Here is a 20,906-nt window from a genome sequence, read left to right on the forward strand (position 1 = left end):
CTACGCACCGTCATGCTCTCCGAACAGCTTCGCGTCGAAATCCAGCGTACCGTCGCCGCCTCCCTGGCCGAGGACATCGGCACGGGCGATCTGACCGCCCGCCTCGTTCCGCCCCAGGCCGAGGCCGTGGGCCGGGTCATCACCCGCGAGGATGCCATCATCTGCGGTACCGCTTGGTTCGACGCCGCCTTTGCCGCGCTCAGCCCGGCCGCCACAGTCAATTGGCTGGTCAAGGACGGTGACCGGGTCGAAGCAGGCCAGCAGTTGTGCGAGGTCTTTGCCCGCGCCCGCGTGCTGCTGACAGCCGAGCGTACTGCACTCAACTTCCTTCAGTTGCTGTCAGGTACGGCCACCGTCACCCGGCGCTTTGTCGATGCCGTCTCCGGAACCCAGGCCAGCATCGTCGACACCCGCAAGACGCTGCCCGGCCTGCGGCTGGCACAAAAGTATGCGGTTGCGATTGGCGGCGGGGTCAACCACCGTATCGGCCTGTACGACGGTATCCTGATCAAGGAAAACCACATCATCGCCGCAGGCGGCATACGCGAGGTCGTCGCCCAGGCACGCGAGATCGCCCCTTCCAACGTCTTCATCGAAGTCGAGGTCGAAACCCTCGACGAACTGCGCGAAGCGCTCGATGCCGGCGTCAGCATGATCCTGCTCGACAACATGAGCCTGGAAGAAATGCGCGAAGCCGTCTCCATCACCGCGGGCCGCGCACTGCTCGAGGCCTCGGGCGGCGTCAATCTCGAACGCGTTCGCGCCATTGCAGAAACCGGCGTCGACCGCATCTCGATCGGCAGTCTGACCAAGGACGTACGCGCGCTCGATCTCTCCTTGCGCCATATCGAAGCCTGACCCCTTGCCGGGGCAGACCCTTGCCCCGGCAAGGCCTGTCTCACGCCCCGGCACCGTCGCAGTCCCGCAGCCTGAACCGGAAAACGCCGAGTGCGCCGGCTCAGTCGTCCACGGCAACCTCCACACCATCCAGCTTGGAGAAGGCCTCCAGCAGTATCGCGGTCAGTGCATGCATGGGCCCGAGCGCAGTCTCCGCGGGATACACACCCCTGATGAAACCGCGCTCACGCAAGGTCCGGCTCAGGCGCGCATTGGCACTGATCACATGCACCGGCACCTCCCAGTTTGCCCCCGGCCCCGTCACGCTGCCCACCGGCTGATGGTCGCCAACAATCACCAGCACCAGGTCGGGCGAGGCACGCTCATTGAGGTACTGAGCCAGCCAGGTCAGGGTGTAGCGCATGGACGCAACATACGCCGGTCTCGGATCCGACCACGACACCGGCTCGGCAAGCACGGCAGCATGCGTAGCCGCATCGTAGGCATCGCTGTGCTCCAGTGCCGCCCAGTTGTCCACCCAGGGTGCAAGGGGCCGGAACGGTGCATGCGACGAGACGGTAGGAAAGACCACAAACCGCGGCCGACCCGGCTGCTCACGCCCTGAATCGAACTCCTGCACATGCAGCAAGGCCATTGCCGCCTGATCGGGCACACGCCAGTAGCCAAAAGCCGGTCCGCGATACCCCAAGGTGTGGACATCGGCAATGCGCTCATAGCCGTAATAGGCACCTTCCGGCCAGGGCATCTGTAACCCGGGCATCCAGCCGACCGTGCGATAGCCATGACGGGCAAAGTGGCCGGTCAGCGTAGGTCGGTCGGACGCCAGCAGGGTTTCGTAGGTGCCGGCGGGCGCGGTATCCACGCCCGACAAAAGCGCCGAATGCGCCAGCCACGACCCACCCCCGAAGGTCGGCGAAACCACCCGTGCCGATACCACCTCACGGCCATCCCGGCGTATCGCCGCATCCAGCACCGCCCGCGCATCTTCCAGCTGCGCGGCCAGATCTCCATCATCCAGCGTGATCGCACCATAGGCTTCGGCAAAGAGCACAAGCACGTCCCCGCCGCCCAGCGCCGCAAGATCAGCGCGGGCAAAGGCCTCGACCGGGCTATCCGACAGCAGCAAGGCCTGGCGCGCCGGGGATACCGCATCGCGCCACTGCAGCACCGCGCGATGGACTGCCGGGGTCGCTGCATCAGCAAACAAGGGTCGCCCCTCGCGATCGAACCACGGCTGCCACATGTGGAACGCCACCGGCAAGGCCATGCCCGCGAGCACCGCCCACAAGCGCCCCCCACGCACCGACGAGAACCCGCCAATCCAGACCGCGCAGCACCGTACGATCAAGAACAATGCGGCGATCCCGAGCAGCACCGCACATCCGGTCCACAGCACCCGCGCGGCTGACTGCCCGGACCAGGCCATCAGCAACACCTGCCACGCATGCCGACCGTCCCAGTACAGGTTCACCGGCCGCCCCAGCACGGCCGGCACGGTAACGTCGATGTAACGCACCAAGACCAACAGCACGAACACTGCCGCCCATGTCGAGCACATACTGGCAGGTACCCGCCCGCGCAAGTGTGCGAAAACCACCAGACCTAGCACCAGCACGCAAGCCTCGGGCGCCAGTTGCGGCCGCAGCACCACCCCGATGCCGGGCCAGTCGTTGCCAAAACTGAGCAAGGCGTTGAGCAGCATCACGACCAGTACAAAGCCAAGCCAACCCAAAGATTGGACCACGGCGGCCGCACGGCTTCGACCTTCAGACCCCATTGGCGACGCTCACTTCCAGGTACACTCCTGTCTGCGGGATGATGGCGCCCCATCTGCGCGCCTTACGGACCCACTCATCCCTTACCCCACTCATCCCTTACCCCACACCTATCACCGGCCCCGGCACGATTGCCCGAAACCCGGGCATGCGGCCCATCACGGACTTTATCCACTCTAACGAAACTCGTGGTGCAATGACGCCTCCAACACCCCGATGTTCCCCGAGCCCCCCGTCATGAGCCTGCCCGCACACCGTTACTGGTCCAATCTGAGCACCGAAGACATCCGCCAACGCGTCGGCCCTGCCACCGTTGCCGTGCTGCCACTGGCCGCCATCGAACAGCACGGTCCCCATCTGCCGCTATCGACGGACCTCGATATCGGAATGGGCCTGGCCGAGGCCGCATTCGCCCGTCTGCCTGCCGAGATCGACGCCCTGCTGCTCCCGCCCCTTGCGATCGGGCTCAGTCTGGAACATGCGCATTTCCCCGGCACACTGAGCCTGTCTCCCACCACCGCTCAGGCGGTGATTGCCGAGGTCGGTGGCAGTATCGCGGCGGCCGGCGTGCGCCGCCTGATCCTGTTCAACAGCCACGGCGGCAACAAGGCTGTCGTGGACCTGGCCGCGCTGGGCCTGCGTGCAACCCATGACATGCTGGTGGTACGTGCCAATTATTTCCGCTTCGCCCCGCCGGCCGATGCCCTTCCGGCACAGGAGCTGCGTCATGGCTTGCACGGCGGTGCGCTCGAAACCTCGATGATGCTCCACCTCGCCCCCGCCAAAGTCCGCACCGACGCACTGGCAAACTGGTCCTCGCTCGGCTGTACCCTGGCAGATCATGACAGGCGTCTGGGCCCGGAGGGGGAAGCCGGTTTTGCCTGGCTGGCCGAAGATCTGAACCCTGCTGGCGTGACCGGCAATGCGCTCCTCGCCAACGCGGCCCTCGGCGCCCGCCTGGTCGAGCACTTCGCGGCGGTTCTGGCCGAGCTCATCCTCGACACCGCCCGCTTCGACCTGGCATGGCTGGGGTCCCGTCCGCAGGCAGACCAAGCCCGACAACCCTGAGGTGACGATGAACTTCCCGCATGCCGAACCTGCGCTCACCCACACACTCCTGGGGCCGGACACCGCCTGGCGGCGGATCCTGCAGGCGCGCGATCATGATTGGCAGCATACGCCACTGCTGGAAACGACCGAAGACGGCTGCGTGTTGCGGATCGAGCGCGGCGGCACCTGGCATGCCATGCCCGCGGCCAGCACCGCGGCCCGCGAACTGTTCGATCTTTTCCTGCCCTTGGTCGCAGGCACCGGAGTGCGCACCATCGGCCAGTTGGGTCAGAGTCTGGACGGCCGCATCGCCACCGAAACGGGGCATTCGCATTACATCAACGATCCTGAAGCCCTCACCCATCTGCATCGCCTGCGCGCCGTCGTCGACGCGGTGCTGATCGGCGTGGGCACGGCCAACGCCGACAACCCCTTGCTGACCGTGCGCCACGTTGACGGCCCGCAACCCCGGCGGGTCATACTCGACCCGAATGGACGCATTCGTCCGGACCTGAGTCTGTTACATGACGGCACCGCACCGGTCCTGCTGATCCAGTCTCCCGCCTCAAGCCACGTGGCTCAAGCCTGCGCTCACCATGTGGAGCGCATCGTACTGCCGCTCGAAGGTCGGGGCTTCTCGCCGACGGGCATCCTGGACACCTTGGCCGCACGAGGACTACATCGCATCCTGGTTGAGGGGGGCGGCGATACCCTGTCGCGTTTTGTTCAGGCCGGACGCCTTGACCGTCTGCACCTGCTGGTCGCGCCCCTGCTGATTGGCTCGGGTCGCCCGGGACTCTGCCTTCCCCCCATCGACACCTTAGACAGCGCCCTGCGCCCAGTCAGTCGCAGCTATGCCTGCGGACGCGACACCATCTTCGATCTCCAGCTGCGCTGATCAGCGCCGAGGTGGCAGAGCCTCGCCGGCCTGTGCGGCAAGCACCCCACCCCGCCGCAACAACAGCAGCCCACCAGGCACACTCGACAGCAGCACCACCACGCCGTAGACAAGCGACACCGCCAACCCCTCCGCGGGTGGCAGACCCGCCAGCAACCAGACCCCGGCGGCGGCCCCCTCACGCACGCCCCAACCCGCCATCGTCAAGGGCAGGGCCATCGCCAGCAGGACCGGGGGCAGCAACGGCAACAACTCGGCCAGCGGCCGCGCCACGCCGATCGCACGCGCACAGCAGACAAAAACCAGCACATAGCTCGCTGCCAGCAGCAAGGAGAGCACCAACTGCACCGCCAGCACATCGGGCTGGATCAGGGCTAGCTTCAAGTCCCGCCCGAAGGCCCGCAGGCGGGAACCCATCCGCGCCCACCCCCATACCGCGCCGCCCAGCAGCACAAGCAGCAGCAACGCGCTCCCCGCGCTGGTCGTCACCCCATGCTCGATCACTGCCGCGCGCAGCGCCGGTGACGCCGCCACGCCCAGCACGGCAAGCAGGATCATGGCCAGTTGCCCGGAAAGACGCTCGATCAGCACCGCGTGCCAGGCCGCAGCGCCGGCCTGCTGCCAGCGCGCGTGCCTCCAGGCACGGCCAAGATCGCCTGCCACGCCACCGGGCAGCACCTGGTTGATGAAACTTGCCAGGTAGTATTCGCCCAATGCCCGCCGCATCGGCAAGGCCATTCCCAAGCGCCCTGCGGTAAAGCGCCAGCGCCATGCGGACAGCACAAGCTGCGGCAACACCATCAACAGCGCGGGGGCCAGCCACCAAGGGTCAAGTGCAATCCGCGCCGCCTGCCAGCTCGCCCACACTTCAAGCGGGTCAAGCAGCCAGACCAGGCCCAGCAATAGCGCAGCGCTGATCAAAAGCCGCAAGCTCGCCCTCAGACGCAAGCGCAGCCTGTCAGTCATCGCTGCGCGTTGCAGGCAAGGCCAACACATCCACATGACCGACTTCAATCCCCCCCGAACCGACCTCCATCCAGGCACGGCGGCGCCCCCCCCAGCGCCTTATCCCCTCGGCCTCGCCGGGTGACTGCTCAATCGCCGCATCCAGCCAGCCTTGCAGCAAGGCCAGTGCCAGAGCACGATCATCCGCGCGGTCCAGCGCCAAGCGCCACGGACTGGGCGCCGTCATCACCACCAACCCAAGCGTCTGAAGGTGGCGGACCAGGTTGGGCGCCGCCGCCGCACCCAAGGCCCCCTCCGGCCCCTTGTCGCGACGCTGATGCGCGTTGAACAAGGCGCACACCTTGTCATCGTCCGGATCGCTGACGGGCCTGCCGCCGGCGTCAAGGAAACGCCAGCCACCATCGACGCTCAGGGTCACCAGCAAGGCTGCGCCGGCTGCAGCAAGCTGATCTGCGAGCAGCCGCAACCAGCGATCTCCCACCAGATCAATCAAGGCCGAGGCCGTCACCAGATCCATGCCGTGAAAGCCCTCGCCGACACGATCTGCAAGATCACCACAACGACTGGACACGATCGGCGTTCGCCCGGCTTCATCCGCCGCAGACGCGACACGCGTCGTCGCCCGGGCAAGCAGCGCGGCATCGTGATCGAACAGGTGCCAGTGCTGAGGCCCGGGTAGGCGCGGCGCAAGGTAGACCCCATTGGCCCCACTGCCCGTCCCCAGATCGATCAAGTTCAGCAGGGTCTGTCCGCCCGCCAGTCGGCGTCGCAGGTGCATTGCCAGTTGCTTGTCGAGCACTGCAGCCCGCGCCCGCCGATCTGCCTCGGCACGCAGGGCAAGCCAGCTGTCGGCAAAGACCAGACCGGGATCCGGCCCGGCGGCCTGAAGGGTGGCCCGGTGTGCCGGCTTGTGATCCGTCTGAGTCATACCCCCTCCAGGATGGAGTCGAACGCCGCTGCCACCTGCGTCCAGCCGCGCAGATGGATGCGCCGCTGGCGGGCACCCGCCCTCAGTCGTGCGCGCAGCGCCCCATCTGTCAGCACAAGGCGCAAGGCCTCGGCCAAGGCATCGACATCCCCTGGCGGAACCAGCAGGCCCGCCCCTGCCGGCACGGTCTGCGCCAGCGCCCCGCCTCCGGTCGACACAATCGGCAGGCCATGAGCCAAGGCTTCGTCAATCACCATGCCATAGCCCTCATAGAACGACGGCAACACAAAGACATCGGCCCCGGCATAGGCAGCCGTCAGGGCTGCATCGTCCAGCTCTCCAACAAAATCGACGCGCCCGGCAAGCCCGAATGCCATCACCAGTGAACGCAAATGGTTGGCGTGATCGACGTCGCGCTCGGCACTGCCGACACAGTTCAGGTGCCATTGCAGTCCGACCATGCCGGCCAAGGCCCGCAGCAACACCTCATGCCCCTTGCGCCGGGTCAGCGTCGCGACGCACAGCAAACGGGGCGGTTGATGATCGGCAGCGGCGCAGGGTGCCGGCTCGACACCGGGCTCGACAACAGCGATGGGCACCTGAATGGATCCCGGACTCGAGGGGTGTCCAGCCCCCGGATCCAGCCCCGCATCAGCACCCATGTCAGACCCGGCGCGAGGCCCCGCACTTGAGCGATCTCCAGACGATGCGCGCGGCGTCTGCCGCTGCACGAGGCCCATCGCCGGGGCATGGATGCTCGCCAGCGTACGCAGACGGCGTGCGGTAAAGTCGCTGGTGGTGATCACCAGCCGGACAGCCTGTAAGGCCTTGAGCTCGCGCTGATGCAGTTCCACCGCCTGGGTCTCATCCAGCCCGGTCTCGTCTCCGAGCGGGTGATGCACCAGCGCGATCAGACGAAGGCGGCTGGCATGGTTGTGCGCGAGTTCGGGCAGTCCGCCCAGGGCCAGGCCATCAACCAGTACCCTGGCGCCGTCCGGCTGCGCACGCAACGCCGCATCCATTGCGGCACGCGCCTGCTCATCGACCTGCGGAAAGGTACCGTCCAGCTCGCACACCTGCACCTGCCAGCCACGGGCGCGCAGCCCGTCAAGGAGCCTGGCATCGTATCGATAGCCACCGGTGCGCTGATTCAGCGCACCGGGCACGATCAGCGTCAGCACGGGCCTCACCTGGGGATTCCGCTCACAGACGGCCCTCGTAGCTGGCCCAGGCGATGTGCGACTCATGCAGGCAGACCTTGATGGCCTGCAAACCGCGCGCGCCTTCGCCAAGCGCCCCTGCCCGTACGGCTGCGGCGACCCGCTCGAAGATGACCCGCGCCATGAACTCGGTGGTGGTGTTCTTCCCGGCAAAGGCCGGCTCATCATCCAGATTGCGGTAGTTGAGGTCGGCCAGCAGGCTACGCAACACCTCGCCAGCGCGGCCGATATCCACCACCAAGCCATCGTCGTCCAGATCCTCGCGCTGGAAGCACACATCGACGACGTAGGTGGCACCGTGGACGCGCTGCGCGGGGCCAAAGATTTCACCGCGAAAACTGTGGGCGATCATGATGTGATCGCGAACATTCAGGCTGTACATGAAGGCTTCCTTGTTCGGGGAATAATGAAGAAAAACAGGGGCGGAGATCCGCGACAGACATCAGTCACCCGCGTCCGGCGTCGACGGATAACGCACACGGTGGCACAGGGTGGACGCACCTTCGGCCAGGATGAGCGGCATCTGCGCAGGCAGTTGAAAGAAATCCGACTCACCACTGAACAGCGCATCAAGCCGGGTATCCAGCAGCAAGGAAAGCGCCAGCCCCAGGCGTCGACGGTAATCCCAGCGCGGCCGGCGCAGCGGCGGAATGGAGCCAACCTGGCTCGAGCGCAAGTTCAGACGACGTACATGAAACGCCTCACCAAGCGGCAGACACACTGACTGCGCACCGTACCAGCTCATCTCCAGCACGGTCGCCTCTGCTCCTGCCAGGCCCAGCGCGGTATCCAGTCCTGCCGGGTGGCCACTGGCATGGATCACCAGATCACATTCCGACGGCGCGGCTTCAGGCCGGCAGAAATCCACGCCCAACGCGTGGGCGATGGCGGCACGCGTGGGATCGACATCAACCAGACTGACCTCGGCGCCCGGTATCCGGGCGCACAGAAAGGCCACCAGGCAGCCAACCACGCCCGCACCAACGATCACGATACGATCGCCCACTGCCGGCGAGGCATCCCATAGCGCATTGACTGCCGTCTCCATATTGGCGGCGAGCACTGCCCGCCCCGCAGGCAAGCCGGCAGGCAAGGGCGTCAGCGCCGTAACAGGCACCACATAGCGGTGCTGGTGCGGAAACAGGCAGAACACCTCGCGCCCAAGTCGGTCCGGCGTCCCCTCGCCCGGCAGGCAGGATCCAAGCGCTTCGACCACGCCAACGCTGGCATAACCGTATTTCACTGCATCGGCAAAGTCACCCTGCTGAAAGGGTGCCCGCATGCGCTGATGCTCGCTCGGCGGTATGCGCCCATTGAACACCAGCCGTTCGGTACCACGGCTGATGCCGCTGTACAAGGTTCGCACCCGGGCCTCACCGGGTCCGGGCTCGGGCAGAGGCTCGGCACGGATTTCGCCGCGGCCGGGGACGAGGGTCCAGAAAGCATGGGTCAGACTCAAGGCACTGAACTCCGGAGCGTGTTGCCGGCCTAAGCCGGAAAGCTGGTAGCGTATGACGAAGCAGCGTGAAAAGCACGCTTGCGCTCGGAGCAGGGCGTGAACCGAAGGGTTCCCTGCACCATCCACTGTTTTTCGACGAGGCCCGCCATCGTGCGCTCACCCGTATCACCTCGCCCCCTTGCCACGCACCAGATACCCGCATGGTTTGCATTGCTGCTCAGCATCCCGCTGACGGGGGGGCTGGTGCTTGCATTCGGGGGGCTGATCGACCTGCCGCATGCACTGCTGTGGCCAGCAATGGGGGTCCAGACGGGAATTGCGCTCGTCATCGCGCTGAGCTGGCGGCATCCTGGCCAGACGCTGGGGGCCGCCAATCACATCACCCTGCTGCGCGCCACCCTGGTGTCGATGGTGGGCGGCATGGCACTGCTGCCCGCTGCCTTGCCGCAGGCCGCAACTGCGCTGGCCGTCGTCAGCCTGCTTGCACTCATGCTCGACGGCGTCGATGGTTGGGTCGCCCGGCGAACCGGCAGTGCCAGCCCTTATGGCGCCCGCTTCGATATGGAGCTCGATGCGCTGTTCATTCTGCTGCTGTGCATCGTCTTGTGGCTGCTGGGGCGGGCAGGCGCCTGGGTCGTGCTGATCGGAGCCATGCGCTATCTCTTCGTGCTTGCCATGCAAGCCTGGCCCTGGATGAATCGCCCGCTGCCCGAAAGCTTCCGGCGCAAGGCGGTTTGCGTGGGACAGATCCTTGCACTGCTGGTGTGTCTGCTGCCGCTCCTGTCGCCGGTGCTGACGACCGCCTTGCTGGCAGCCGCGCTGGGGGCTCTAAGCCTGTCCTTCGGCATCGATGTTGCCTGGCTGTACCAACATCGCAGCACATCAATAGCCGGCAGACACGACGGCAGCACCACGCCCAACCCAAGCCAAGGAGTCCAATCATGAACACCCTTCCCCTTCCCCGTGTTCGCCAGACCCTGCTGCTGGGGGCGCTGCTTGCCAGCCTGGGCGCCATCAGTGCGCAAGCCGCCCCAGCCAGTTATCGGATCGACCCCGAACATCTGTCGATCGCATTCCAGGTACGTCATGTCGGCTACGCCGACGTGATCGGCTTGTTCCTGAAGGCTGAGGGCGAGTTTCTGTACGACGAGCACACACGCGAACTGAGCACGGGGCGCTTCGTGGTCGAGGCCGACAGCGTGTTCACCAATCATGATCGCCGAGACCGCCACCTGCGCGACCGCGACTTCCTGCAGACCAGCCGCCATCCCAGGATCGTTTTCGAAGCCACTCGTTACCTTCCCGGCGATAACGGAAAGGGCAGGCTCGAGGGCAATCTGACCTTGCTTGGGCAAACCCACCCCGTCGTGCTGGAAACCACCCTGAACAAGTCCGCCGCCTACCCCTTTGGCCACCGCAAGCCCACGCTCGGGATCTCGGCGCGAACCACCTTGCTGCGCAGTCAATGGGGTATGAACTATGCTTTGAAAGACGACATGGTGGGCGACGCAGTGGAGATGCGATTCGAGTTCGAAGCGATCCGTCAGGATTGAAAAGCCGACCGAGCTGAGGATTGACGCGGCGCCGCATTATTTTGCCGACGTCAGGAACTCGGTTTGTGCAAATGAGTCACTCGCTGGAAGGCAGTCGCGGGGAGGTGCAGCACATGCTTCAATCCGGATGGCAGCGATGAAACGAACGCCGCTCTACAGCCACTCGCGCCGTAGCCTTCCCGCTGCGCCTGTCGCGCCGGCCGCAGAATCACACGCGCTCGATGGAGCTGCGGCAACCCCCACCGCTCAAGCAGCGCACGACCTGCCCCCCTTGCCAACGCGCAGCCTGATGGCCCGGCTGGTCCGACTCGCCCGGCATCACGAGCGCCGCCTGTGGCTGCTGACCGTCCTGCTGCTCGCACTGGCAGGCGTCTGGCGGATCAGTGCCCCCGGCACAACACAGCCCGGCCTGGACTTCGATCGTATCGACCACATGATGCGCACGTCCATCGCCGAACGTCCGCTGACCCCGGCCAGCACCCTGGCTTACGCGAAGATCCACCCCTCGGTGGTGCGGGTAAGCGGCCATGCAGACGCGGGAAACAGCGCCAGGCTGCCGCCCCAGGACAATGCGGACCACACCAGTGGTGTCGGCAGCGGCGTGGTGATCCTGGACAACGGCACCATTCTCACCAACCTTCACGTCGTACTGGGCGCACGTACGATCAAGGTCACCTTCAGCGACGGGCTGGAGTCCGAGGCCCGGCTGATCAACGTGATGCCAGAGCACGACCTGGCGGTGCTGCAGGCCAGCATTCTGCCTGACGATCTCGTGCCCGCCACGCTGCGCAGCACTGCGGGTCTGGTCCCGGGCGATCCCGTGATGGCGGTGGGTTTTCCCTTCGATATCGGCCCTTCGGCATCACTGGGCGTGATTTCCGGTCTCAAACGTGAATTCCGCTCGCCCGAAGGCAAGGGCGTGTTGAGCAACCTGATCCAGTTCGACGCAGCGGCGAACCCCGGTAACTCGGGCGGCCCGCTGGTCACCATGGAGGGCGAGGTGATCGGCATCGTCACCGCGATACTCAACCCGACCGAACAGCGGGTATTCGTCGGCATCGGTTTTGCCGTACCAATCGAAAACGCGGCTGCCGGCGTTGGCATGTCTCCATTCTGAGGACAGGTAATGATTCCACACACCGCACAGGCCGAGCACACTGCCAACCTGATGGAGCGCATCCTGTACGAGGTCAAGCGTGTCGTCGTCGGCCAGGATCACTTTCTCGAGCGCGTCATGGTGGCGATGCTGTCCAATGGTCACCTTCTGGTCGAGGGTGTGCCCGGGTTGGCCAAGACACTGACCGTGCGCACACTGGCCGACACCTTGCACGGTCACTTCAAGCGCATTCAGTTCACCCCCGATCTGGTGCCGGCCGATCTGGTTGGCACGCGCATCTACAACCCCAGGAATGGTGAGTTCGATACCGCGCTCGGGCCGGTTTTCACCAATCTGCTGCTGGCCGACGAAATCAACCGGGCCCCCGCCAAGGTACAGAGCGCCCTGCTGGAAGTCATGCAGGAACGCCAGGTGACGATTGCGGGCACTTCGCATGCCGTGCCCCGCCCCTTTCTCGTCATGGCCACGCAGAACCCGATCGAGACCGAAGGCACCTACCCCTTGCCCGAGGCCCAGGTCGACCGCTTCATGATGAAGGTGCTGGTTGATTATCCGAGTGAGGAGGAAGAGTTCGTCATTGCCGAGCGCGTCACCGGCCCCGCCGTCCAGGTCGCAGCCGTGGCCAGCATGGAGCAGCTGGCGGAGTTGCAGCAGGCCTGCCGCAAGGTCTATGTCGACCCGTCGCTGATGCAGTACGCGGTCAAGCTGGTCAGCGCCACCCGCCGCCCGGCCGATTACGGCCTTGCCGAGCTCACCCCCTACCTGAGCTACGGTGCCAGCCCACGGGCCACCATCGGCCTGATTGAAGGCGCACGCGCACTGGCCTTCATGCGGGGGCGCAGTTATGCACTGCCGGAGGACATGAGCGGACTGGTGCATGACGTGCTTCGCCACCGTCTGGTACTGAGCTATGAAGCGCTGGCCGACGGACTGGACGCCGACGCCGTGCTGCGCCGGGTAACCGAGCACATCCCGCTGCCAGAAAAGGCCCTTGCCCCCCATGAGCACGCCAGACACTGAAGCCGACGGCTCGGCCGACGCGCTGCTGCGCCGCCTGGAATGGACGGTGATCCGGCGTCTGGACGGCCTGCTGCAGGGCGACTACCGCAGCTTGTGGCGTGGCAGCGGACTGGACCTCGCCGACCTGCGCGAATATCAGCACCACGACGACGTGCGCCATATCGACTGGAACGTCACCGCACGCCTGCAGCAGCCCTATGTACGCCAGTTCACCGAAGAGCGCGAACTGTCCGCCTGGTTTCTGATCGACCTGAGCGCCAGTGTGGACTTCGGCTCCGACCTGCGCACCAAGCGTCAGGTGGCCTGCGCCTTTGTCGGCGTGCTGGCGCAATTGCTGACACGGCACGGCAACCGGGTCGGTGCCCTGATCTACGGTGATACGGTGGAGGCAGTGATTCCGGCACGGGGCGGACGGCTGCAGGTCCTGCATCTGATGCAGCGCATCAGCCGCCGCCCGGACACCGCGGACACAACCCACCAGGCAACCCGTCTTGGTGAGCTGTTGAACGCAGCCAGCCGGGTGATCCGTCAGCGTAGCTCGATCTTCCTCCTGTCCGACTTCATCAGCCCGCCCGACTGGGCGATGCGTCTGGGACAACTGGGACGCCGTCACGACGTCACCGCAGTGCGCCTGTACGACCCGCTGGAGATGAGCTTGCCCGACCTGGGCCTGATCAACCTGGTGGATGCAGAAACCGGCGAACAGCTGCTGGTCGACACCCACGATACCGGCTTCCGCAAGCGCTTCGCGGCCGCGACCGAGGCACGTGAGGCGACACTGCGCAGTGCGCTTGCCGATGCAGGCGTGGATACCCTGGAGCTGGCCACCGATGACGATCTGTTCGATGCCATCCTGCGCTTCACCGAAATGCGCCGCATCCGTAGCAGTTTGAGCAGCGGCGGACGAGCCCTCAGGCACCTGAGCGAACTGAAGGTGGAATCTCGATGAACGCATTGCCCAGGCTCGACTTCATCTGGCCGCAACTGCTGTGGCTGCTATTGTTACTGCCGCTGCTGGTCCTGCTGTATGTGTGGCTGCTGCACCGGCGCAAGAAGGTCACCGTACGCTACGCCAACCTTGCCCTGGTGCGGGAGGCCATCGGTCGCAGCGCCGGCTGGCGCCGGCATCTGCCACCAATGCTGATGGGGCTTGCGCTGGCAACGCTGATCCTGGCCAGCGCCCGACCGACCGCGCTGCTCAGCCTGCCTTCGCAACAGGAGACCATCATCCTGGCGATGGACGTTTCGGGCAGCATGCGGGCCAATGATGTACAACCCAACCGTCTGGTGGCCGCGCAGGAGGCGGCCAAGGCCTTCATTGCCGCGCTGCCACGCAATGTCAGGGTTGGCGTCGTGCAGTTTGCGGGCACCGCGGCTGCGGTGCAGCTCCCCACCCACAGCCGTGAAGACGTCGTCGCCGCAATCGATCGTTTTCAACTGCAACGCGGCACCGCCACCGGCAGTGGCATCGTGCTGTCACTGGCCACGCTGTTCCCGGAGGCAGGCATCGACCTGTCGCAAATCACCGGCCAACGCGCCATGCCGCGCGCCGCCGATGCGCCCCCCAGCCCTGACTTCGTCCCGGTGGAACCGGGCTCCTATGGTTCCGCAGCCATCATCATGCTGACCGACGGCCGCGCCACCACCGGCCCCGACCCTCTTGAGGCCGCCCGCATGGCAGCCGAGCGCGGCGTGCGGGTATACACGGTGGGCATCGGCACCAAGGAGGGCGAAACAATCAGCTTCGAGGGCTGGTCGATGCGGGTACAGCTGGACGAGGAATCGCTGAAATCCATCGCCCAGATCACTCACGCCAACTACTTCTATGCCGGCACCGCCGAAGACTTGAAGCGGGTCTACGAAAGTCTCTCCACCCGCATCGCACTGGAGCGCAAGGAAACCGAGATCAGCGCGCTGCTCGCCGCGCTCGGCGCCCTGTTGATGCTGAGCGCGGCCGGGCTGTCGATCTGGTGGTTCGGCAGAATTGCCTGATCACGGACGCGCCGTCCTCAGTAACGACTCTGGATTTCCTCGATGTAGCCGCGCATGCCTGTGCGGATGTTGGCCGCGTTGCCCTCGTCAGTGTCGATATGCATGGCCAGACGGAAGGCCGGATTCACCCGCACCACCACATCGCCGAAAATCAGCTCGCGCTCGCCCTCCACCCGCACCCGCACCACATAGTTGTCACGCACCCGGAAGCGCAGGGCGTCTTCGGGCGACATGTGGATGTGGCGTTGCGCGCAGATCACGCCGCGCTCGATCGTGGTGCTACCGTACGGCCCTTCCAGCGTCAGCCCCGGGGTGTTGGCCAGATCCCCCGACTGGCGGATGGGTGGCTGCACACCAAGCTTGAACTGCTCGGTCATCGCGATCTCGACCTGGGTTTCCTTGCGCGTCGGCCCCAGCACCCGGACATTGGCGATCCGCCCCTTGGGGCCGACCAGATGCACCTTCTCCGCACAGGCAAACTGCCCGGGCTGCGACAGTTCGTGCTCCGGCGTCAGCTGGTGACCGGGGCCAAACAGCTTCTCGACGTCGGCCTGCGCCAGATGCACGTGGTGCGCCGAGATTTCGACCGGAATCGGCGCGTCGGCCTGATCCTGCTTCATCGCCACAATCAGCTCGTTGCGCTCGATTGCGCGCAAGGTCTCCCATGCCACCAGACGCTCGTCATCGTTGGCGATCACCAGCACAGTCACCGGCGAGTCGTCTGTCGAGATCACCTTGCAGGCACCCAGCGTACCCAGATTGCGGTTTTTTTCCTCGTCGAGCTTGATGCCCATGTAGCCCAGCCCCTGGCAGGCCAGGCTGCGCACGGTGGCGCTGGTCTCACCGATGTCGCCGGTGAAGGTCAGTACATCAATACCCCCCATGGCCGCGACATAGGCGCCGATGTTCTTGCGTACCTGGTAGCAGAAGGCCTTGTGCGCCAACAGCGCGCGGTGATGCCCCTCGGCCGCGGCGGCCTCGATCTCGGCGATGTCGCTGGAGATGCCCGAGATGCCCTTCATGCCGCTTTCAGTATTGATCAGGTTGGACAGCTGATCCGGCGACATGCCGTGATGCTGGAGCAGATGGATCATGACGGCCGGATCGATGCTGCCCGAGCGGCTCGGCATGATCAGGCCGTCCGTCGGCGTCATGCCCATGGTGGTGTCGACCGAGCGGCCGTGGTCGATCGCACACACCGACGCCCCGATGCCGAGGTGACAGGAAACGATCTCCAGTTCGCCCAGCGGGCGCTTGAGCACCTCGGCCGCCTTCAGCGACACATAGCGGTGCGAGGTGCCATGAAAACCGTAGCGCCGGATACCATCCTGCTTGTACAGGTAGTAAGGCAGACCATAGAGATAGGCATAGGGCGGCAGGGTTTGATGGAAGGCGGTATCAAACACGGCCACATGCGCGACCCCAGGCAACTGCTGCATCGCCACCCGGATGCCATCGACGTTGACCGGGTTGTGCAGCGGTGCGAACACCGACAATGCCTCGATATCGGCGATCACGGCCGGCGTGATCACCACCGAACTGGCAAACTTGCTGCCACCGTGCACCACACGGTGGCCCACGGCGGTCACGTCCTGCAGATGCAGCGCGAACGCATCGCCAAACAGCCGGGTGGTCTCCTGCATGACCAGAAACAAGTCGGCAAGCGGAAATGCCGGGCGCTCCAACGTGCGGGTATGCGGCCCCACCGATACACTGATCTTCGCGATGCGGTCATCGACGTTGTCGATGACACCGTGGATGTCCGAACCCAGATCGCGGGTGTCGTAGATGCCAAAGTGAATCTGGCTGATGCCCACATTGAGCACCACGACCTTACCAGGAGTATCGGTGGCCAGCGACAAGGCGTAGGGATCATCCGCATTGGCCAGCGCGCGGCGCTGCAGCTTGCCCGCATCCTGTGACATCGCCCGGGTGCGCTCGGTCAGCAGGCGCGACAGATAGGCGACTGCCTTCGGGTTGGTCAGGATCTGGGTATGAAAGATCTCGCGCGGAATCATCAACACGAAACAACGACTACCGGCGATCACGTCGGCGGCGATGCGCTCACCGGTCATCAGCGATAGCACGCCGAACACATCCCCCTCGCCCAGCTGACCGATCACCGAGCGCGTGCCCGTGTTGTCGGTGAGCGAAATCTCGGCCACGCCACTGACCACCACCCCGAGGAAGCGCCCCTCATCACCCGTCTCGATGATGGCCTCGTTGCCTTCGTAGGTTTCCAGCCGGGACGCCGCCACGATCTCATCGACCCGGTCGGCCGAAAAGCTCTCGAACAGCCGAACCTGCTCAAGGAAGAACCGTTTCAGATCCGCATCACTCATCTCATTTCTCGCACGATTGCCTTGTGGGCTTGATTTGAGAGATTATCATTGTGTTGCATTGCAGCAAAGCGTCGTCACGTCCCCTGCGTGACCCAGGTGACGCATCAGATCACCGGATATGCCGATCACATCGCACGATACGCGGCAACGACCAACAGCACATAACACATCGAACCCCCAAACATGACCACCCATCCGCTGAAGATTCATCATCATCCCGCCGACAGTCCCAACGATCGCCCGCCACTGCTGTTTGTGCACGGCGGCTACACCCATGCGGGCAGCTGGCAGCAAAACTTCATCCCCTACTTCAACGCACGGGGGTACGACTGCCATGCAATCGACCTCGCCGGCCATGGTCAGAGTGGCGGACAGGATCAACTGGACAACTTCGGTCTGGCGGACTACACCGAGGACCTGGCTCGCGCCATTGAGAGCCTGGCCGATACCCCGGTGCTGATCGGCCACTCGATGGGAACACTGGTCATCGACCGTTACCTGTCTTCAGCACACGCCCGCGCAGTGGCCGTCGCACTGCTTGCGCCGGTCCCGCCAACCGGCACCGGCGGCTCGGCCACGCGCCTGGCGCTGCAAGTGCCCGGGTTCTTTGAGGAGTTGCCAAACGCAGTCGGTGGCACCCCCACAGCCGACACCCTGCGCGTCATGGCCCAGGTGTATTTCTCGCCCGATCTCAGCCCGGAAGACATCGAGCGCTTCATGCCCCTGATCGGTAACGAATCCGAGCATGCAGTTGCGGAAATGGTCACCCTGCCATTCCGCCCCGCAGGCCGGCGCCCCAAGCTGCCCGCGCTGGTCATGAGCGGCAGTTGCGACGCCGTGTTTCCTGCTTCGATGCTGCACTTCACCGCAGCCATCTGGAACGCACGCTCGGTCATCGTCGAAGGCGCCGGCCATATGCTGATCCTCGACCCACAATGGCCCGTTGCAGCAGAAAAACTGCTCGAGTGGGTGGACAACCTGCCGGTCACCCACCCACCGGAAAGCCTCGTCGGCTGTACCGGCTCCTGACGATATCAAGCTCGCTCTCAGCGGCTCGGGTTGTCGACACGTCCGCGGCTTCGGGCTTATGCATATTTTTTACTTATACCGGGATAGAAACATTCGAATGCGCTGATATTGCATTGCAACACCTGTCTCGGTATTCTGCAGCTGTCTCCTCCACCCTCCTCCTTTGGTGTGGATTTAGCCCGAACCCGAAAGCGTTCGGGCTTTTCTTTTGGTTGTCCGCCCGTTGATGTTCGGCGTGGTTCAGATCGCCGAAGGACGCCGACCTACCACAAGGCATGCAACAGCAACACAGCCGAGACTCAGGAAATCAAGCATAAGGTGACCTGTAGGCCACGCGTTTCAGCTCACCGAGCAAAAAAACAACCCCTTCGCGGCATTGCACCACGAAGGGGTCAAACACGACCGACTAGGCGGGGAGGAGAGGAATCACGTCGGTCGAGAGAGAACATCGGTTGCCCCCCGACGTCCCATGCTTTCAAGGCCATCAATACGCCGGACGGACGCAAGCCGCATCGGCCTTATCGACGTTCGACATCGCCACTGATCGCCGTAGCGCGGGCACGTGCCTCGACCTCATCCTGGCGCAACACACTCGCCGGCTCGCCACCAATGGCCCAATCCTGGGGCGCCACCCTGCGGCAACTGCCGCGGACAAGGTCGCGGCGGACACCGAGCGTGTCCACCAGCAGGTCGGTAAAGCCGGCCAGCAAGCGCTGGCGCTCGTCGAGCGGACGCCCTTCCAGCACGATGAAATCGAAGTACGGCGCGTGCAGCCCATTGTTCACGACCACATCTCCCGCCACCGCAAACCGGCTCGCCCGGTGCGGCGTGATGAAGGCCCGCACCCGCTGCAGCGGCGCACCCAGCACTTCCGCGTACAGTCGGCTCGCCCCGATCAACAGGCGTTCGTCCTGTTCGGATGAAGTCATGCCTTCGACAAGATGGAAATTCACGACCGGCATGATCTGTTCCCTCGGGTGTTCACGGCAGGCCGCGACGGCGGCCGGAGTCAAGCATCAGGCTCGAGCCCGTCATCGCATCCGCCTCCGGGTCCAGCAGCATGGAAACCGCCCAGGCCACTTGCTCCGCCGTGGTGAAGCGGCCAATGGACGAATCGGCGAGCATCTCGGCCAGCACTTCATCGACGGTGATGCCGCGCAGGGCCGCCCGGTCGGCAGCCACGCGACGCAGGCGCTCGGTGTCGGCGGGCCCCGGGGCAATCAGGTGCGCAGTGATGCCGCGCGAGCCGTAGGCCAGACTGAGCTGGCGTACCACGTTCATCAGCGCCGCATTGGCGACACCGGCCGCGGCGGCGTAAGCGGTTGGCTCGAAGCCGTAGTGGCCGCCGATGGCGACGATGCGCGAACCATCCACCAGCAGGCTATCCACCGCCCGGGTCAGGCGCAGCAGGCCGCCGACCTTGATATTCACCGCATCCACCATCGTCGCCGTGGGCACGCTGAGGATGCCGCCGGCCACGCCAACGCCGGGGCCGTGCACCACCATCCGCACGGGCCGGTTCACCGCCGCAGAAATGGCTGCGATGGCGGAGTCGGAGGCGATGTCGGCAACGCAGGCGCGCAGGCCGGGCACCCTGTCCTGCAGGGCGGCAAGCGCATCGCCACTGCGGGCCACGGCGACGACGCCCAGCCCGGCGGCAGCGAGCCGTCCCACGATTGCATTGCCGAAGGCGCCGGTAGCGCCCACCACAACCGCGATCTCGTCGCGTTGCTGCACGTTGGCGTTCATTCGATCACCCGGTCAGCACAGTCAGGAAACTCTCGCGGACGACGTTGTCCTGAGCGAAAGTGGCATGACCCAGTTCGGTCGTGTCCCACGTAAGCGTCGGGGTGTCCGGGTAATGCACATAGCCGCCGGAGAAGACCTCGTTGCGATTACCCGACGGATCAAAAAAATAGATCGTCATGCCGCGGGTCACGCCGTGCCGGTTGGGGCCCACGTCCACCGGGATGCGATACTTTCCGATCAGGTCGGCGGCGTGGATCACGTCGGATTCCGACTCGAGCAGGAAAGACACGTGATGGAAGCGCCCCGGCGTCGGCTGCAGCACGAAGGCGATATCGTGGGGTTTGGTCGAGCAGCTCAGGAACAGCGCCAGTGACTGCCCGCCCTCCGCATCGATCAGGCGCTCGCTGAGGTCGAAGCCGAACACCTCGCGGAACAGGCGTGCCGACTCGTCGATATTCACCCCGCCAAGCAGCGCGTGATCCAGCCGGTTGATGCGGAAGCCACGGATCACGCCTTCGTCGGGCAGTACCCCCGGATTGCGCACGCCAAGGCTGTTGCCGATCTGCTCCTTGTGCGCATAGAGCTGCATGAGATGGCCGCTGGGCAGCATGAACTGCAGGCGGCGCCCGCTCTTCGGATAGACCCCCGCCGCGATGCGCTCGACCTGCAGGCCGAAGGCGCGGATCTTCGGCTCCAGCTCGTCGAGCGTGGCATCGTCGAAGACCTTGAAGGCGAAGTAATCCATGCCCGACGAATCCGCCTCGCGCAGCACCAGGCAGTGGTGGTCATGCTCGTCCCAGGCCTTGAAGTAGACCTGCCCGGCGGCGTCGGTCATGACCTCGTGCAGGCCCATGCGCTTGCCGTAATGCTCGCGGGCTTCGCCCATGTCGAGCACGCGTACTGCGACTTCGCCGAGGCGAAGCAATCCTCTGAGTGCCATCTCTTGTCTC

Annotated in this window: 20 protein-coding genes; 10 read left to right on the plus strand and 10 right to left on the minus strand. The window is 65.0% G+C overall.

The window, feature by feature from the left end; all coding sequences use genetic code 11:
• The first annotated feature begins 12 nt into the window (after positions 1 to 12).
• Positions 13 to 858, plus strand: coding sequence for a carboxylating nicotinate-nucleotide diphosphorylase (nadC, locus tag DNK49_RS20930; RefSeq protein ID WP_110529532.1), 846 nt, complete (start codon positions 13 to 15; stop codon positions 856 to 858).
• A gap of 100 nt (positions 859 to 958) precedes the next feature.
• Here the strand turns inward: nadC and DNK49_RS20935 are convergent, their stop codons facing one another.
• Positions 959 to 2,602, minus strand: coding sequence for an LTA synthase family protein (locus tag DNK49_RS20935; protein ID WP_133255139.1), 1,644 nt, complete (start codon positions 2,600 to 2,602; stop codon positions 959 to 961).
• A 268-nt stretch (positions 2,603 to 2,870) separates the two neighbouring features.
• On the opposite strand from DNK49_RS20935, the gene DNK49_RS20940 reads away from it, so the two are divergent.
• Positions 2,871 to 3,701, plus strand: a complete 831-nt coding sequence (locus tag DNK49_RS20940; RefSeq protein WP_110529465.1) for a creatininase family protein — start codon at positions 2,871 to 2,873, stop codon at positions 3,699 to 3,701.
• A gap of 7 nt (positions 3,702 to 3,708) precedes the next feature.
• A complete protein-coding gene (locus DNK49_RS20945; RefSeq protein WP_110529468.1) occupies positions 3,709 to 4,581 on the plus strand; it encodes a RibD family protein in 873 nt (290 codons plus the stop codon).
• Here DNK49_RS20945 and DNK49_RS20950 read toward each other — a convergent pair whose 3' ends face one another.
• The 5 genes from DNK49_RS20950 to DNK49_RS20970 are packed head-to-tail and all read right to left on the minus strand — an operon-like array spanning position 4,582 to position 9,154.
• Complete coding sequence (locus DNK49_RS20950) at positions 4,582 to 5,547, minus strand: lysylphosphatidylglycerol synthase transmembrane domain-containing protein (protein ID WP_165843402.1); 966 nt, start codon at positions 5,545 to 5,547, stop codon at positions 4,582 to 4,584. It abuts the gene before it with no gap.
• Positions 5,540 to 6,475, minus strand: a complete 936-nt coding sequence (locus DNK49_RS20955) for a class I SAM-dependent methyltransferase (RefSeq protein WP_243632466.1) — start codon at positions 6,473 to 6,475, stop codon at positions 5,540 to 5,542. Before DNK49_RS20955 ends, DNK49_RS20950 begins: the two co-directional genes overlap by 8 nt.
• Entirely contained in the window at positions 6,472 to 7,656 is a 1,185-nt protein-coding gene (locus tag DNK49_RS20960; protein ID WP_110529474.1) for a glycosyltransferase family 4 protein, read from the minus strand. Before DNK49_RS20960 ends, DNK49_RS20955 begins: the two co-directional genes overlap by 4 nt.
• A gap of 22 nt (positions 7,657 to 7,678) precedes the next feature.
• Positions 7,679 to 8,077, minus strand: coding sequence for a 6-pyruvoyl trahydropterin synthase family protein (locus tag DNK49_RS20965; RefSeq protein WP_110529477.1), 399 nt, complete (start codon positions 8,075 to 8,077; stop codon positions 7,679 to 7,681).
• Positions 8,078 to 8,137: 60 nt separating this feature from the next.
• On the minus strand, positions 8,138 to 9,154 hold the full coding sequence (locus DNK49_RS20970) for a zinc-dependent alcohol dehydrogenase (protein ID WP_110529480.1): 1,017 nt from the start codon (positions 9,152 to 9,154) through the stop codon (positions 8,138 to 8,140).
• Positions 9,155 to 9,364: 210 nt separating this feature from the next.
• Here DNK49_RS20970 and DNK49_RS20975 point away from each other — a divergent pair, with 210 nt between their 5' ends.
• The 6 genes from DNK49_RS20975 to DNK49_RS21000 all read left to right on the plus strand — a co-directional run bounded on the left by DNK49_RS20975 (position 9,365) and on the right by DNK49_RS21000 (position 14,836).
• On the plus strand, positions 9,365 to 10,099 hold the full coding sequence (locus DNK49_RS20975) for a CDP-alcohol phosphatidyltransferase family protein (protein ID WP_243632467.1): 735 nt from the start codon (positions 9,365 to 9,367) through the stop codon (positions 10,097 to 10,099).
• A complete protein-coding gene (locus tag DNK49_RS20980; RefSeq protein WP_110529482.1) occupies positions 10,096 to 10,707 on the plus strand; it encodes a YceI family protein in 612 nt (203 codons plus the stop codon). Before DNK49_RS20975 ends, DNK49_RS20980 begins: the two co-directional genes overlap by 4 nt.
• A 136-nt stretch (positions 10,708 to 10,843) precedes the next feature.
• Entirely contained in the window at positions 10,844 to 11,824 is a 981-nt protein-coding gene (locus tag DNK49_RS20985) for a S1C family serine protease (RefSeq protein WP_110529485.1), read from the plus strand.
• Positions 11,825 to 11,833: 9 nt separating this feature from the next.
• On the plus strand, positions 11,834 to 12,844 hold the full coding sequence (locus DNK49_RS20990) for an AAA family ATPase (RefSeq protein WP_110529488.1): 1,011 nt from the start codon (positions 11,834 to 11,836) through the stop codon (positions 12,842 to 12,844).
• Entirely contained in the window at positions 12,825 to 13,793 is a 969-nt protein-coding gene (locus DNK49_RS20995; RefSeq protein WP_110529491.1) for a DUF58 domain-containing protein, read from the plus strand. The genes DNK49_RS20990 and DNK49_RS20995 overlap by 20 nt, the downstream gene beginning before the upstream one ends.
• A complete protein-coding gene (locus tag DNK49_RS21000) occupies positions 13,790 to 14,836 on the plus strand; it encodes a VWA domain-containing protein (RefSeq protein WP_110529494.1) in 1,047 nt (348 codons plus the stop codon). The genes DNK49_RS20995 and DNK49_RS21000 overlap by 4 nt, the downstream gene beginning before the upstream one ends.
• A 17-nt stretch (positions 14,837 to 14,853) precedes the next feature.
• Here the strand turns inward: DNK49_RS21000 and DNK49_RS21005 are convergent, their stop codons facing one another.
• Positions 14,854 to 17,178: an acetate/propionate family kinase gene (locus DNK49_RS21005; RefSeq protein WP_110529497.1), complete on the minus strand. Its 2,325-nt coding sequence runs from the start codon at positions 17,176 to 17,178 to the stop codon at positions 14,854 to 14,856.
• 183 nt (positions 17,179 to 17,361) lie between these two features.
• On the opposite strand from DNK49_RS21005, the gene DNK49_RS21010 reads away from it, so the two are divergent.
• Positions 17,362 to 18,207 (plus strand): alpha/beta hydrolase, encoded by an 846-nt coding sequence (locus tag DNK49_RS21010; RefSeq protein ID WP_110529500.1) that lies wholly within the window; start codon positions 17,362 to 17,364, stop codon positions 18,205 to 18,207.
• A 518-nt stretch (positions 18,208 to 18,725) separates the two neighbouring features.
• Here the strand turns inward: DNK49_RS21010 and DNK49_RS21015 are convergent.
• The 3 genes from DNK49_RS21015 to DNK49_RS21025 are packed head-to-tail and all read right to left on the minus strand — an operon-like array spanning position 18,726 to position 20,896.
• Positions 18,726 to 19,169 carry a tautomerase family protein gene (locus tag DNK49_RS21015; RefSeq protein ID WP_110529503.1) on the minus strand — a complete coding sequence of 148 codons (444 nt, stop codon included), beginning with the start codon at positions 19,167 to 19,169 and terminating at the stop codon, positions 18,726 to 18,728.
• A 19-nt stretch (positions 19,170 to 19,188) separates the two neighbouring features.
• Complete coding sequence (locus tag DNK49_RS21020; RefSeq protein WP_110529506.1) at positions 19,189 to 19,956, minus strand: SDR family oxidoreductase; 768 nt, start codon at positions 19,954 to 19,956, stop codon at positions 19,189 to 19,191.
• 4 nt (positions 19,957 to 19,960) lie between these two features.
• The gene (locus DNK49_RS21025) at positions 19,961 to 20,896 is read right to left on the minus strand and encodes a catechol 2,3-dioxygenase (protein ID WP_110529509.1); all 936 of its coding nucleotides are present in this window, start codon (positions 20,894 to 20,896) and stop codon (positions 19,961 to 19,963) included.
• Positions 20,897 to 20,906 lie beyond the last annotated feature (10 nt).

Source organism: Parazoarcus communis SWub3 = DSM 12120 (assembly GCF_003226565.1).
Lineage (GTDB): Bacteria > Pseudomonadota > Gammaproteobacteria > Burkholderiales > Rhodocyclaceae > Parazoarcus > Parazoarcus communis.